This window comes from Corallococcus carmarthensis, from assembly GCF_003611695.1.
Taxonomy (GTDB): domain Bacteria; phylum Myxococcota; class Myxococcia; order Myxococcales; family Myxococcaceae; genus Corallococcus; species Corallococcus carmarthensis.
Genome location: NZ_RAWE01000244.1, coordinates 1 through 14422, shown reverse-complemented (window position 1 = coordinate 14422; position 14422 = coordinate 1). Strand labels below are relative to the sequence as shown.

Annotated in this window: 13 protein-coding genes; 11 read left to right on the top strand and 2 right to left on the bottom strand. The window is 68.0% G+C overall.

Annotated features, from left to right (window positions below; genetic code table 11):
* Together D7X32_RS38130 and D7X32_RS38125 are read left to right on the top strand one after the other, a co-directional pair.
* The coding region (locus tag D7X32_RS38130; protein ID WP_439329042.1) for a hypothetical protein at positions 1 to 547 on the top strand (547 nt) is incomplete at its 5' end.
* A gap of 63 nt (positions 548 to 610) precedes the next feature.
* On the top strand, positions 611 to 775 hold the full coding sequence (locus D7X32_RS38125; RefSeq protein ID WP_014396701.1) for a ribbon-helix-helix domain-containing protein: 165 nt from the start codon (positions 611 to 613) through the stop codon (positions 773 to 775).
* Between the two features lie 9 nt (positions 776 to 784).
* On the opposite strand, the gene D7X32_RS38120 is transcribed toward D7X32_RS38125, so the two are convergent.
* Positions 785 to 1645 (bottom strand): tRNA pseudouridine synthase A, encoded by an 861-nt coding sequence (locus tag D7X32_RS38120; protein WP_120607441.1) that lies wholly within the window; start codon positions 1643 to 1645, stop codon positions 785 to 787.
* 43 nt (positions 1646 to 1688) lie between these two features.
* Here D7X32_RS38120 and D7X32_RS38115 point away from each other — a divergent pair, with 43 nt between their 5' ends.
* The 3 genes from D7X32_RS38115 (at position 1689) to clpX (ending at position 4782) form a co-directional block, all read left to right on the top strand.
* On the top strand, positions 1689 to 2600 hold the full coding sequence (locus D7X32_RS38115) for an AgmX/PglI C-terminal domain-containing protein (protein WP_120607440.1): 912 nt from the start codon (positions 1689 to 1691) through the stop codon (positions 2598 to 2600).
* A 27-nt stretch (positions 2601 to 2627) separates the two neighbouring features.
* On the top strand, positions 2628 to 3281 hold the full coding sequence (locus D7X32_RS38110) for a hypothetical protein (protein WP_171447768.1): 654 nt from the start codon (positions 2628 to 2630) through the stop codon (positions 3279 to 3281).
* A 223-nt stretch (positions 3282 to 3504) separates the two neighbouring features.
* Positions 3505 to 4782, top strand: coding sequence for an ATP-dependent Clp protease ATP-binding subunit ClpX (gene clpX / locus D7X32_RS38105; RefSeq protein ID WP_120607442.1), 1278 nt, complete (start codon positions 3505 to 3507; stop codon positions 4780 to 4782).
* Between the two features lie 90 nt (positions 4783 to 4872).
* Here the strand turns inward: clpX and D7X32_RS38100 are convergent, their stop codons facing one another.
* Positions 4873 to 6393, bottom strand: coding sequence for an Hsp70 family protein (locus D7X32_RS38100; protein ID WP_120607439.1), 1521 nt, complete (start codon positions 6391 to 6393; stop codon positions 4873 to 4875).
* 341 nt (positions 6394 to 6734) lie between these two features.
* Between D7X32_RS38100 and D7X32_RS38095 the strand changes: the two genes are divergently transcribed.
* The 6 genes from D7X32_RS38095 to D7X32_RS38070 all read left to right on the top strand — a co-directional run.
* The gene (locus tag D7X32_RS38095) at positions 6735 to 8990 is read left to right on the top strand and encodes a PrkA family serine protein kinase (protein WP_120607438.1); all 2256 of its coding nucleotides are present in this window, start codon (positions 6735 to 6737) and stop codon (positions 8988 to 8990) included.
* Positions 8991 to 9137: 147 nt separating this feature from the next.
* A complete protein-coding gene (locus D7X32_RS38090) occupies positions 9138 to 10028 on the top strand; it encodes a S1C family serine protease (protein ID WP_120607437.1) in 891 nt (296 codons plus the stop codon).
* 84 nt (positions 10029 to 10112) lie between these two features.
* The gene (locus D7X32_RS38085) at positions 10113 to 10571 is read left to right on the top strand and encodes a deoxycytidylate deaminase (RefSeq protein WP_120607436.1); all 459 of its coding nucleotides are present in this window, start codon (positions 10113 to 10115) and stop codon (positions 10569 to 10571) included.
* Between the two features lie 267 nt (positions 10572 to 10838).
* Complete coding sequence (locus tag D7X32_RS38080) at positions 10839 to 11489, top strand: histidine kinase dimerization/phospho-acceptor domain-containing protein (protein WP_341868168.1); 651 nt, start codon at positions 10839 to 10841, stop codon at positions 11487 to 11489.
* Positions 11490 to 11565: 76 nt separating this feature from the next.
* Complete coding sequence (gene nla6 / locus D7X32_RS38075) at positions 11566 to 13005, top strand: enhancer binding protein Nla6 (RefSeq protein ID WP_120607434.1); 1440 nt, start codon at positions 11566 to 11568, stop codon at positions 13003 to 13005.
* Positions 13006 to 13342: 337 nt separating this feature from the next.
* Positions 13343 to 14422: ArsA family ATPase (locus tag D7X32_RS38070; RefSeq protein ID WP_147450429.1), on the top strand; the 1080-nt coding region annotated here is incomplete at its 3' end.

Below are 14422 nucleotides of genomic sequence, written 5' to 3'. Positions count from 1 at the left end.
GGCTCCCGGTGGTGGGGTTAACGGCCTCCCCGCCGCCGCCGTCCTGATCCTCACCGCCGCCCCCGCCGCCGCCGCGGAGTACGTGGACGACGGGCCCTACGCGCGACAGCGCTCGCTGATCCTCACCGTGGGGCCCGGGGCCACGTACACCGAACGGATCAGCGGGGACGCCGCCGTGTCCGGGCTCGCCGGGCACCTGGACCTGGGGGTGGGCCTCACCGTCGGCTACGAGGGGGACGAGGTGTTCCTCCTCGCGCGCGGCAGCACCGGCCGCCCCGGCGAGGAGCTGGCGCTGATCACCGGCTACCGCAGCGTCTTCGGATCCGAGTCCTGGCGGACCTTCTTCGACGTCGGCGTTTCCGTGCGTCCGATTTCTGGGCCGTGGCTGGGGCCTCGCATAGGGTTCGGCGCCAGACACACCCTCTCGGATCATTTCGCGCTGTACGGCGGGCTCGGCTTCACGTTCGGGTTCGGCTCCGGACTGCGCGCGGACACCGAGCTCTTCACCGGGTTGCAGTGGATCATCCCGGTGGGTTCGGCCTCGTAGGTTGTTTTCTTGAGGTTGTCCGACATTGTGAGAGGGTGTGTGCATCTGTCGGAGGCCACGCACTTGGACATGAATCCCCGCCTCACCTCGGTCGTGTTTCGTCTCAATCGCGAGAAGCTGGATGCCCTGAAGGAGCTGTCGCGCACCACGCGCATCCGTCAGAGCGAATACCTCCGGGAGGCCATCTCGGATCTGCTGGCGAAGTACGAAGCGCGCTTCGTGGACTGAAGCGTCACGTCAGCCCGGCGGCGCTCCCGTGAAGGGTGGCGCGTCGGGCAGACCGGGCGGGTGGAGGCGCTCGCCGGGCCCGAAAGGGTCCACCGCGGAAGGATAGCGGACCTCCCACAACACCAACCCATGCGCCGGAGCCTTGAAGCCGGCCAGGGACGTGCCCGCATCCAGCGCCGCGTGCCACTGCTCCTCGGACAGGAGCCCCGCGGCCACCTTCAGCGCGCTGCCCACCAGGTATCGCACCTGGTAGCGCGCGAAGCCGTCTCCCGTCAGCCGCGCCTCGAAGAGTCCTCCACCCAGCTCCCGCAGGGTGGCGGACTGAAGCGTGCGCGGCTTCTGGGGACTGGAGCGCTCGTGGAACGCGGTGAAGTCCCGCGTGCCCACGGCGCGGGCGAGCAGCGCCTCCAGCCTCTCCGGCGTCACCCGGTGCCCCGGCTGGAGCGTCTCGTCCGCCGCCACGTCCAGCGCGTACGGCCTCCACGCTTCAGCGGGTGGGGTGCCCAGCGTCAGGTGGTAGCGGTACTCCTTGCCGCTCGCGCTCCACTGCGCATGGAAGGCGCCCGGCGGCCGCTTCGCGACGCACAGCCCCACGTCCGGGGACAGGTGTGGTGCCAGCCGCGCGGGCAGCGAGTCCAGGGGCACGTCTTCATTGAGGCGCAGGCTGATGACCTGCATCCGCGCGTGCACGCCCCGGTCGGTGCGCCCGGACGGCATCACCGTCGCCGGTGAGCCTGCCTGCTCCAGGGCATCTTCGAGCGCGTCCTGGACCGTGGGACCTTCCACCTGGCGCTGGAAGCCGCGGAAGTTTCCGCCGCGATACCAAGTCCACAGTACGGCGGGAATTCGTTTGAGCGAGGGCCTGGCCACGGCGTTGCGATGTCGACGGGAGAAACACGATACTCCCGCGCGAATGCTGGCCGGACAAGAACTCGCGGTGGACAGTGATGGGCAGTGGCTTTTCCGACAGGGCGACCTGGTGCTGGGGCCCATCACCGCGTCCCAGGTGGTGGAGAAGCTCTACACGGGGGAGTTGACCCCGGACAGCCCGGTGGCCCCGGCCGGTGAGCGGGAGTTCCGGACGCTCCGGGACACCGCCGCCTTCCAGGTGCACATCGCGCGCTACGAGGCCCAAGGCCGCGTCGCCCAGACGATGCTCGTGGAGCAGGCCCGCAACCAGAAGCGCGTGAAGGTGCTGGGCGGGGTCGCCGCGGGCGTGGCGCTCCTCCTGGGCGTCACCGGCTGGTACCTGGCGCGCAACGCCGCCGTGTACGGCCTGTTCGGCGCGACGGAGGAGGGCGACGGCATCACCATGGACCCGCCCACCATCCGCCTGGCCCAGGCGCGCGGGGACGACGAGGACCTGTTCGCCTACCCGTCCAACGACCCGCGCCGCCCGGATCGCCCCCAGGGGCAGGGCAGTGCCACCGGGAAGACAGGGGGAAGTGGCGCGGTGGCCAGCGCCGCGTCCAGCCGGCCGCCCCGTCCCTCGGGCAGCGTCTCCACGGATCCCGACGGCCTGGAGATGGCCCAGCAGTTCGACCAGGGCGCCATCAACCGCGTCGTGGCGGGCAACCAGTCCAAGCTCTTCCACTGCTTCAAGGAGGAGGCCGAGCGCACGCCCGGCCTGGCCGCGAAGATTCCCATGGAGTTCGTCATCGGGAACGACGGCCGCGTGGCGAAGCTCTGGGTGGACAACCCCCAGTTCAAGCAGGGCCCACTCTTCGAGTGCCTCTTCGCCGAGCTGAAGAAGTGGCCCTTCAAGGCCTACGACGGCGAGCGCGCCACCGTGGGGCTTTCGTTCAACATCGGCAAGCGGGGGTAGGGCGACTTTCTTGCCCACCCCCCGGACGTGCCCGATACAACAGGCATGTCCGCCTCTGTCGCCGAAGTCGAAATCGCCAAGAAGGCCATGAGCGTCCCTCCGGGGACGTTCCGCCACACCGTCCTGCTCGCCGCCAAGCGCTTCAAGTCCACCTGGGCGGAGCTGGGCAAGCTGCTCGTCCAGGTCCGGGACGAAGCGAAGTACGAGGAGTGGGGCCACGCCTCCTTCGAGGCCTATTGCCTCAAGGAGCTGCACATCAAGAAGCAGACGGCGCTGAAGCTCACGCGCTCGTTCAGCTTCCTGGCCAAGCACGAAGCCCCCGAAGAGCTCCAGCAGCACGAGTTCCCGGAGAAGGCGCCTGCTTTCGAAGTGGTGGAAGTCCTGGCCGACGCCGAGGAGCGGGGTCAGCTTTCTCCCACCGAGTACAAGTCCCTGCGCGACAGCATCTGGAGCCCGGAGAAGTCCCCCACGGAGCTCAAGAAGGAGTTCACCGAGCGCTTCCCCCGGCCCCCGCCGGAGCCGCCCCCAGAGAGCCTCCAGGTGCGGAAACTGGCGCAGCTGGCGCGAAAGCTCGCCTCCGAGCTGGCGGGAAGCCGTCGAGTCCCCAACGCTGTCGCCGAGCGGGCGGCCTCCCTAGCGGACGATGTCGAAGAGATCGCGTCGAGCGTGACGGACGCCTGAGTCGCTGTTATCCAAGACCGACCCGTTGACCTGGGCTGAACGCTCCAGGGAAAGGGCACTCCCGCCGGGCTTCCTGCCCGGAGGGGAGGGCCCTATAGTGGGTACAGGGCCTGTTGCAGGTGGGCCTGGAGCCGTCGAAAGACGTGGGCGGCTTCGCGGGTGATGGAGTGCGGTGGTCGGCGGAGAAGGTCCCGAACCGGGACCGGCGAACTCGGAGGCGGCAGTGAAGAAGGAGCACCACGTCAACCTGTCCTGCTCGTTCTGCGGCAAGTCGCAGCGCGAGGTCCGGAAGCTCATCGCCGGACCCACGGTCTACATCTGCGACGAGTGCATCAAGCTGTGTAACGACATCATCGCGGACGAGAACGAACGCGAGGAGGGCAAGCCGCAGGTCAGCCTGCCCACGCCGCTGGAAATCAAGGCGTTCCTCGACGACTACGTCATCGGCCAGGACCAGGCGAAGAAGGTCCTCTCGGTCGCGGTGTACAACCACTACAAGCGCATCTATCAGAAGAAGCCGACCGCCCGGCCGCGCCCCGGTGTGAAGAGCCCCGGCGGCGAGGAAGTGGAGCTGCAGAAGAGCAACATCCTGCTCATCGGGCCCACGGGCTCCGGCAAGACGCTGCTCGCCCAGTCCCTGGCGCGCTTCCTCAACGTTCCCTTCACCATCGCGGACGCCACCAGCCTCACCGAGGCCGGCTACGTGGGTGAGGACGTCGAGAACATCATCCAGAACCTCCTCCACAACGCCGACTACGACGTGGAGAAGGCGGCGCGCGGCATCGTCTACATCGACGAGATCGACAAGATCGCGCGCAAGGGCGACATGCCCAGCGCCACCCGCGACGTGGGCGGCGAGGGCGTGCAGCAGGCCCTGCTGAAGATCATCGAAGGCACCCGCGCCAACGTCACGCCGCGCGGCGGCAAGAAGTACAACCAGCAGGAGTACGTCCAGGTCGACACGACCAACATCCTCTTCATCTGCGGCGGTGCCTTCCACGGCATCGACGGCGTGATCAAACGCCGCGTGGGTGAGAAGGGCCTGGGCTTCGGCGCGAAGATCACCCACAAGGAAGAGCGCAGCGTGGGTGAGCTGCTGGCCATGACGGAGCCGGAAGATCTGATGAAGTTCGGGATGATCCCGGAGTTCATCGGCCGTCTGCCGATGATCGCGACGCTCAACGACCTGAAGGAGGATGACCTCGTCACCATCCTCACGATCCCGAAGAACGCCCTGGTGAAGCAGTACCAGAAGATGTTCGAGATCGAGAAGGTGAAGCTCTCCTTCACCAAGGAAGCGCTGCGCGCCATTGCCCGCGAGGCGATGCGCCGTCACTCCGGAGCGCGCGGCCTGCGCGCCATCATGGAGGACGCGATGCTGGAGATCATGTACGACGTGCCGTTCCGCGAGGGCGTCAAGGAGTGCAAGATCACCGAACAGGTGATCACCAAGCACGAGCCTCCGCAGATCGTCATGGAGAAGGAAAAGAAGACCGCCTGAGGTTTCCTCCGGCGGTCCGTTGTGCCCACCCGGCGCCCCTCGCCTTTCGAAGGCAGGGGCGCCGTGGTGTTTCCGGCGGCGCCCTTCGCTTCAGCTCTGCGTGACGCGCACCGTGGTCTTCATCTCGCGGCCGGTGGCGGGGTCCTTCGCGCGCATGGTGAGGATGCCCTCCACGCTCACGTCGAAGATGATCTCCACGTTCACCGTGCCGGCCTTCGCGGGGACGATGCCGGAGAAGGTGAACTCGCCCAGCATGTCGTTGCGCGCCACCGTGTCGTGGTCGCCCTGGTAGATGCGCATCGCCAGCTCGGTCTGGTTGTCGATGCTCGTCGTGGCCAAGAGCTGCTTCGCGTTGGGGATGGACGCGTTGCGCGGGAAGACGACGTGGAAGCCGCCGTCGCCGCGCTCCAGGCCAATGGCCATGGGAATGACGTCCAACAGCTGGATGCGCAGGTTGGAGTTGTCCTCGAGCGAGTGCGCGTAGAGCGCCGCGCCAATGGCCACCGCCTCGTCCGGGTGGACGCCCTTGCTGGGGGGCTTGCCGAAGAACTTGGTGAGCCGGTCCTGCACGACGGGCATGCGCGTCTGACCGCCCACCAGCATGACTTCGTCGATGTCCTTGGTGGACAGGCCGGAGTCCACCAGCACGCGCGCCACCATCTGGAGGGTGCGGTCCACCAGCTGGTTCGTCAGCTGCTCCAGCATCTTGCGCGTGAACTTCATCTCGATGTTGAGCGGCTGGCCCTGCGCCGTCATCGTGATGAAGGGGATGTTGAAGGGGACCTCCTCGCGCGCGGACAGGTCGATCTTGGTCCGCTCCGCCAGGTCCTTGATGCGCTGCATGGCCACCGGGTCCGTGGCCAGGTCGATGCCCGTCTTGGCCGCGAAGTCCTTGAGGACGTGGTGGATGATGGCGTTGTCGAAGTCGATGCCGCCCAGGAACACGTCGCCGCCGGTGGACTTCACCTCGAAGACGCGGTCGCGGATTTCGATGATGGAGACGTCGAAGGTGCCACCGCCCAGGTCGTAGATGACGACCTTCTCCTTCAACGTCTTGCCCACGCCGTAGGCGAGCGCCGCCGCGGTGGGCTCGTTGATGATGCGCACCACCTCCAGGTCGATGAGCTTGCCGGCGTCCTTCACCGACTGGCGCTGCCGGTCGTTGAAGTACGCGGGCACCGTCACCACCGCGCGCTTGATGGGCGTCTTCAGGTAGTTGGCGGCGACGTCGCGGATCTTCCCCAGGATCTTCGCGCTGATCTCCTGGAGGGTGAACTCCTTCTTGCCCACGTCCAGGGTGACGTCGTTCTTCGCGCCGGCGCGCATGTTGTACGCCACGGCCTTCTTCATCGTGCCGACGACGTCACTGCTGTAGTTGACCCCGACCAGGCGCTTGGCGCCGTAGACGGTGTTGCGCGGGTTGAGCTGCCACTGGCGCTTCGCCTCGAAGCCGATGAGCTCGTTGCCCTTGTCGTCGATGGCGAAGATGGAGGGGATGGTGTACTCGCCGCCCTTGTAGGGGATGAGCTTGACGTTCCCGCTTTCCTCGACGATCGCCGCGCACGAGTTCGTCGTGCCGAGGTCGATGCCGATGATGGGCTCCTTGTGCATCGCGTGTGGGCTCCGGGTGAGGCGTTGCGGCGGATGGGGTGTGGCTGTCCGGGACCGTATCTCACCCGTCCCGGGTGCGCGAATCGCGAACCATCCGTCATCCGACGGACGCCCTCAATCTTCCAGCGCGCCTCCAACCTCCCACCCCGGATGCCCGCCTGGCCGGGTGGGACACGGCTGGCGTCCAAGCGCGCGGCCCCGAACAGACCGGCCTGCGGGGAGGGGGCGCTCGCTTTACATCCCTCGGGCCGGGAACGAAGGTCATTCCCCGGGGTTCACATGCGACGGCGAAGCGCCGTGGCTACATCCGAGAGACCACCCATCCACAGAGGGGAGCCGCCGTGGAAGCGAAGGGCTATCTGCAGGAGGTGGGCGCACAGGTTAGCGCCGACTTCGTCAAGAACCGCTCCATCCTGTCCTTCGAGGAGTACCTGTCGCTCTTCTTCACGGACCCGCGGGGACAGTCGCGCAACGCGGCGCAGTACCTGCGGGACGTGATGGACCACTACGGCACGGAGCAGGTGCCGCACCCCACGGGCACCATCCGGCGCTTCAAGGTCTTCGACGCGCCGTCCACGGAGCACGACGGCCGCGTCGCCGGGCAGGAGGAGGTGCAGAACGCCCTCTACCGCATCCTCGGCAACTTCGTGCGCGCCGGCCGCATCAACAAGCTGATCATGCTGCACGGCCCCAACGGCAGCGCGAAGTCCAGCCTGGTCAACGCGCTGAAGCAGGGCATGGAGGACTACTCCCGCCAGCCTCAAGGTGCCCTCTATCGCATCGCGTGGGTCTTCCCGTCGGAGAAGCTGATCAAGGGCTCCATCGGCTTTGGCGAGCGCCCGGGCGCGAAGTCCACCGAGGGCGAGCTCACCACGTACGCCCACCTGGACGCGGAGGACCTGGACCTGCGCATGCCCTGTGAGCTGCGCGACCATCCGCTGTTCGCGGTGCCGCCCGCGGAGCGCAAGGCGCTGCTGGAGGGCGCGCTCAAGAAGAAGGGGCTGGGCAACGGCGACGGAGCGACAGGGGACTTCATCCTGTCCGACTACGTGCGCGACGGCGAGCTGTGCGCCAAGTGCCGCCGCATCTACACCGCGCTGCTCAACTCCTACGGTGGGGACTACCTCAAGGTCCTGCGCCACGTGCAGGTGGAGCGCTTCTACGTGTCGCGCCGCTACCAGGTGGGCACGGTGACGGTGGAGCCGCAGATGAGCGTGGACGCCGCCGCGCAGCAGATTTCGGCGGACCGCACCCAGCTCAACCTGCCCGCAGCACTGCACAGCACGGTGCTCTTCGAGCCACACGGCCCGCTGGTGCACGCCAACCGGGGCCTCATCGAGTACGCGGATCTGCTCAAGCGCCCGCTAGAGGCCTTCAAGTACCTGCTGGGTTTCAGCGAGACCAGCGAGGTGCCCCTGGAGCCCTTCGTGCTCCAGCTGGACGAGGTGCTCATCGCGTCCTCCAACGAGAAGCACCTGGCGGCCTTCAAGGAGCTGCCGGACTTCGCGTCGTTCAAGGGCCGCATCGAGCTGGTGCGCGTGCCGTACCTGCGCCGCTACAAGGTAGAGCAGGAGATCTACGACGCGCAGATCACCGCGACGTCCGTGGGCAAGCACGTCGCGCCGCACGCCACGGAGGTGGCCGCGATGTGGGCGGTGCTCACGCGCCTGAAGAAGCCCATCCCGGACCGCTACCCGGCCAACGTGAAGCCGCTGGTGGATCAGGTGGCCCCGGTGGAGAAGCTGCACCTGTACCAGGAGGGTGGGGTGCCCGCGCGGCTGTCGTCCTCGAACACCAAGGAGCTGCTCAAGCTGCGCGAGGAGATGTACGAGGAGTCCGACGCGTACCCCAACTACGAGGGGCGCTCCGGCGCGAGCGCGCGGGAGATCAAGACGGCGCTCTTCAACGCCGCGCAGAACCCCGACTATAAGTGCCTCCACGCCCTGGCGGTGCTGGAGGAACTGCACGCGCTCTGCAAGGACAAGAGCGTCTACGAGTTCCTCCTCCAGGAGGTCATGGACGGCTACCACGACCACGAAACCTTCGTGCGCGTCGTGGAGGGCGGGTACCTGGACCGCGTGGACTCCGAAGTGCGCGACTCCATGGGCCTGGTGTCCGAAGGCCAGTACCGCGAGCTGGTGGAGCGCTACATCCAGAGCGTCAGCCACTGGGTGCGCGGAGAGAAGATGCGCAACCGCGTGACGGGCGAGTCGGAGAAGCCGGACGAGGCGCGCATGGCGGAGGTGGAGGCCATCGTGATGCCGCAGGGCGAGGCGCCTCCGGACTTCCGCCGTGGGCTCATCGCGAGCATCGGCGCGCACCGGTTGGACAACCCGGACGGCGCCATGGACTACCCGCGCATCTTCCCGGACATGTTCAAGCGCCTGCGCGACCACTACTTCGAGGAGCGCAAGCGCGTGCTGCGCAAGAACAAGGAGAACGTCCTCAAGTACCTGTCCGAGGACCGCAACCAGCTCTCCGCGCGCGAGCAGTCCCAGGTGCAGGACACGCTCAAGACGATGGCGGACCGCTACGGCTACTGCGAGTTCTGCGCGAAGGACGCCATCCTGTTCCTGATGCGTCAGCGCTACACCTGACCGGAAGCGGCGGGCAGGCATTCGGAAGCCGATGCCTGCTCGCCTGCTTCCCAATCCGGGCCGGGGCTCGGGATGATGGGACTTCGCACCGAGTTGCGCGTGTGTCGTCGTCTTTCGTCCCTCCTCTTCTCTGCGCCTGGAGTGTTGATGAACCGGTTGCTGTTGGGCACCCCCCTCCTGTGGGCCCTCGTGTCGTGCGCCAGTGCCCCGTCGCAGTCCTCCGCGGACATTCCGGTCGCGACGCACACGCAGGCCCCGCTCCGGGTGGAGCGGGCGCTGTCCAGGCCCGAGCCCACGCCACAACCCACGCGCAAGGCCATGGTGCGGCGCATCCTCCCGCTCAACGTGCGGCTGGTGACGACGGAGGGCGGCAAGGTGCGCCGCTCGGCGTCGGGCGTCGTCATCGGCACGGAAGCAGGAGAGGCCGGGCCCGTCAGCTACGTGCTCACCAACGCGCACGCGGTGGAGCAGGGCGACCTCACGGACCCCGTGCTCAAGGTCGTGCTGGACCGGCGCGCGGAGTCGCATGAGTACCCGGCGGAGGTGGTGGCCACGGGCCAGGTGCCGGAACTGGACCTGGCGCTCTTGCGCGTGACGGGCGTGACGTGGCCCGTGGCGGAGCTGGCCGCCGACGATGAGCCCGAGCCGGGCGAGGACGTGGTGGTGGCGGCGTCGCCGTACGGCCGCGCGCTGTCCATCTCCGGCGGCATGGTGTCCCAGGTGGAGTGGGACAAGGAGACGAAGCACCCGCGCATGCTGAAGACGGACGCGCCCATCGGTTACGGGGCCTCCGGCGGTGGCATCTTCAGCCTGGAGACGGGGCGGCTGTTGGCCATCGTGGAGGGCTACCGCACCGCGAAGGTGGACTTCGAGGTCGCCGCCCAGAACTTCAGCTTCGACGTGCCCATGCCGGGGGAGACGTTCGCCGCGCCCAGCGCCAAGGTGCGCGGCTTCCTCCAGGCCAAGGGCTTCGGCCGGCTGCTGGAGCGCTCCGCGGACGCGGAGGGTGCGGGGCCGCAGAAGACCGCGAGTCGCTGATCCAACGGATGCCCTGCCTGGAAATGGCCCCTGGCCTGATCCGGCGTTAGAGCTGCGGGCTCATCCGCCGGAGGGTTGAGCCGCATGTCCGCTCGGGGCAATTGGGATCAGTACTTCATGGACATCGCGCTGCAGGTGGCCACCCGCGCCACCTGTGATCGCAAGCACGTGGGCGCGGTGCTGGTGCGGGACAAGACCATCCTGTCCACCGGCTACAACGGCGCCATCCGCGGCCTGCCCCACTGCGATGAGGTGGGCCACATGATGGAAAACGGCCACTGCGTGGCCACCGTCCACGCGGAGGCCAACGCCATCATCCAGGCGGCGAAGAACGGCGTCGGCATCGACGGGGCGACCATCTACACGACCGCCAGCCCCTGCTGGCCGTGCTTCAAGCTGATCGCCAACAGCGGCTGCACGCGCATCGTCTTCGGCGAGTTCTACCGGGATCCGCGCATCTTCGAGTACGCGGCCCGCCTGGGCCTCCAGCTCGTCGGCCTGGGCGCCGCCGCGCAGCCGCCCGCGTCCGCCACCGGGACCTGAGGACGGCCCGATGTCCGGGGGTGGACAACCCCTGGACGCGCTGATCACCCGGTGCAGGGTTCGCGTTCGTTGAACGACACTTGCGAGACCTCCTAAGTGGCCGTTCCGACACGGGAATTTTAGAACTCCGGCAAGAATTACCGACCCAGGGTTGACGATCCCAGGGGTGCTCCCTAAATCCTGGCTCCGGTAGGGCGGCGGCGGGGGTGGGGAGACGGAAATTCCTAGGAGTTCCAGGTGGTTAGCTCAATGGCAATGGCTAGCAGTGTGCCCTCTGTCCAAGATGTGTCGGATCCCGTGGTGGGCGCGGCCCGCTACGACGCGGTTCCGCCGCTGATGGACAGCCTGCTGCACGACGTGCGCAACCCTCTCAACGCGCTGGCCATCCACCTCGAGGTGCTCTCCGAGAAGCTCAAGGGTGAGTCCGGCCAGGTGCCGGCGACCCAGGAGAAGAACCTCAAGGCCATGCGCGAGCAGATCGCCCGCGTGGACGGCCTGCTCAAGCTCTTCTCGGACTTCATCGTGTTTCGCGGGGCGGGCCCCTCCGGGGACGCGCCGCTGTCGGACGCCACCGGCAAGGCCCTGGACGTGCTGGGCCACGAAAGCCGCCGGCGCCGGCTTCAAGTCACGCGCGCCATCGAGCCGGACGTGCAGGCCCGCATGGAGGACACCACCGAGCTGGGGTTCTTCCTGGTGCAGGTGCTGATGCGCGCCTTCCAGCGCGCGGATCAGGGCGGCACCGTGGTCGTCGCCGTCCGCGCAGAGGGCCCTCACGCGGTGCTGGAGGTCGTGGACGGCTCCTCGGCGCCCGAGCGGGCGAGCGACACCGTGGCCGCGCTGACGCTCCGTGCCGCCCAGCTGGGCATCGAATTCACCGTACTGGCGGGAACGTGCCGCCTCGTGTTCCCGCGCGCCTGAAGTTCCCCCCGTTGGTTGGGCGCTGACGGTCTTCCATCCGGTTTCATCACGCTTCATCGCAGTGGAGGTTTTCACCTTGGGCAGCGCACGAATCCTGGCCGTGGATGACGAACGTGAGACCTGCGAGGCCCTGGCGGAGATGCTGTCCGCCTGGGGTCACAAGGTCGAGACCGCGTTCGACGGGCATGACGCCCTCCGCAAGGCCGGTGAGTTCCGGCCCGACGTCGTCCTGTCGGACCTCGCCATGCCGGAGACGGATGGCCTGTGGCTCCTGCGCAACCTGCGCGAAGAGCTGCCGGACTGCCCGGTGGTGTTCCTCACCGGCCGCGGCACCATCGACACCGCCGTGGAGTCCATCCGCGAGGGCGCCTACGACTTCATCGTGAAGCCGCTGGACACCGCGCGGCTCAAGGTCTGCATCGACCGCGCGCTGGAGAAGAAGGAGACCATGCGCGAGGTGCAGACGCTCCGGCGCCGCCTCAAGCAGCTGGGCTCCACGGACCTCATCGCCGGCTCCACCGGGATGCGCAAGGTCATCGAGATGATGGAGAAGGTCGCGCCCTCCAAGGCCAGCGTCTCCATCAGCGGTGAGTCCGGCACGGGCAAGGAAGTGGTCGCCCGCACCGTGCACAACCTGTCCCTGCGCCGCGACAAGCCCTTCATCGCCATCAACTGCGCGTCCATCCCCGCGACGCTGATCGAGTCGGAGCTCTTCGGCCACGAGCGCGGCGCCTTCACTGGCGCGGATCAGCGCCGTCCGGGCGTGTTCGAGATGGCCCACGGCGGCACGCTCTTCCTGGACGAGTTGGGTGAGATCCCCATCGACCTGCAGGCCAAGCTGCTGCGCGTGCTGGAAGAGGGCCGCCTGCGCCGGCTGGGCGGCAAGGTGGAGATCGAAGTGGACGTGCGCGTGCTGTCCGCCACGAACCGCGACCTGAAGCAGGAGATCAAGAACCAGCGCTTCCGCGAGGACCTCTACTTCCGCCTCAACGTGTTCCAGCTGCACCTGCCGCCCCTGCGCGAGCGCCGGGACGACGTGCCCATCCTGGTCCAGCACTTCGTGGACAAGTTCCGCGGGGACTCGGCCAAGCGCGTGTCCGGTGTGCACCCGGAAGCGATGGAGGTGCTCAAGAACTACGACTGGCCGGGCAACATCCGCGAGCTGCGCAACGCCGTGGAGCGCGCCGTCATCCTCTGCGACGGGGAGCTCATCACCCGCGAGCACCTGCCGCCCGACATGGCTGGCAAGAGCCCTGAGCGCCACACGTTCAAGCTGCCGTTCGGCCTGAGCCTGGACGCCGTGGAGCGCGAGTACATCCTGGGCAGCCTGCAGCGCAACGGGAACAACAAGGCCCGCACCGCGGAGGTGCTGGGGGTGAGCGAGAAGACGCTCTACAACAAGCTCAATCGCTACGCGGCGGAGAACCGGGCGCAGGGCACTCCGGGTGGCGGCAGCCCCCTGGGTGGCCAGGGCAACGATGGCCCCATGGGCGCCAGCAGCTTCCTGACCCGCTGATCCACGCCGCCCCCTTGGGGCTGGTGGCCGGCGGCTGCCTGCCGCTGACCTGATGGGTAGGCGGGAGGGGCCGGATTCCAGGCCCTTGGCAGGGCTCCTGGAGGGCACGCACGGGGCCTCCCCAAGCCGGTTTAAAGGGGCGGGGGAGGTCTCGAAAACCCCTGTCAATTCTTGACTTTTCCCCCCTGGACGGGGGATCCTCCGTGCCTCTCCCACCCGTTGGTGAGGGCCCGGCCGGGACGTTTCATTTCGGGCCACGTCCGCCCCCCATGGTGCGGTCGTCCGACGTGAGTCATCTGGGGTGCCGCCGGGGGGGCACAAGGAAGGCCACAACGCAATGAGCGACGCGAGAGTACTTCACTTCTTCGGCGGCAAGGGCGGGGTCGGCAAGACCACGCTCGCGGCAGCGTACGCGGTGAGGCTCTCCGAAGAAGTGCCCAAGCACCGGGTGCTGATCATCTCGTTGGATTCGGTCCAGTCCCTGTCGGATCTGGTGAAGAAGAAGCTGCCGACGAAGCCCACCAAGCTCCAGGCGGGCAAGGGCGAGGGTGGCCTGTTCGGCGCGGAGCTGAACCCGCACGCGCTGCTCAAGCCGTTCCTGGCGGAGTACCTCCCGGCGCTGGCGAAGGCGGCGGTGAAGGGCACGCACCTGTCGGACGAGGAGATGGGCAAGCTCTACCAGCAGGCGGTGCCGGGGCTGGAGGAGCTGGTGGCCCTCTTCCACGTGGTGGAGCTGCTGGAGTCTGGCGAGTACGACCGCATCGTCGTGGACACGGCGCCCACCAGCCACACGCTGCGCCTGTTCGACATGCCGGCGCAGCTGCGCAAGTTCCTGGGCTTCGTGAAGGCGGGCCAGGACCGGGCCGCTCCCGCGGCCTCCGGCGGCAAGGGCAAGAAGGCGGCCGCCGCGGCGGCGGAGGCGGCTCCGGCCGGCTTCCTGGAGCAGGTGGGCCAGAAGGCGGAGAAGCTGCTGGCGCTGCTGAAGGATCCGGCGCGCACGGCCTTCCACCTGGTGGCGCTGGCGGAGCCGGTGCCCGAAGCGCAGACGCGCATGTACTTCACCCAGCTGCGCGAGCGCGGTCTGCCGGTGACGGAAGTGGTGGTCAACCAGGTGGAGGACCACGAGGGCTGTCCGGCGTGTCAGGGCCGCCGCGGCCTGCAGGCGCCCCACGTGCGCAAGTACCAGGCGCTGGACAAGAACGTGCCCGTGAACCTGCTGGGCCGCCGCGAGGTGGCGCCCCGGGGGCTGGACGGGCTGAAGGAGTTCGCCAAGGAGTGGTCGGCGGGCAAGGAGACCAAGGCGCTGGAGTTCAGCGCGGCCGAAGGGCCTCCGGCGCTGGTGCGCGCCCCGTCCATGCCTCCCATCGCGGCGCCTCCGCTGCCTCCCACGCGGCTGATCTTCTTCGTGGGGCAGGGC

Coding starts and splice junctions, on each gene's coding strand:
- D7X32_RS38090 (WP_120607437.1), top strand. CDS start 9,138: ATGAACCGGTTGCTGTTGGGCACCCCCCTCCTGTGGGCCCTCGTGTCG.
- D7X32_RS38085 (WP_120607436.1), top strand. CDS start 10,113: ATGTCCGCTCGGGGCAATTGGGATCAGTACTTCATGGACATCGCGCTG.
- D7X32_RS38100 (WP_120607439.1), bottom strand. CDS start 6,393: ATGCACAAGGAGCCCATCATCGGCATCGACCTCGGCACGACGAACTCG.
- D7X32_RS38115 (WP_120607440.1), top strand. CDS start 1,689: ATGCTGGCCGGACAAGAACTCGCGGTGGACAGTGATGGGCAGTGGCTT.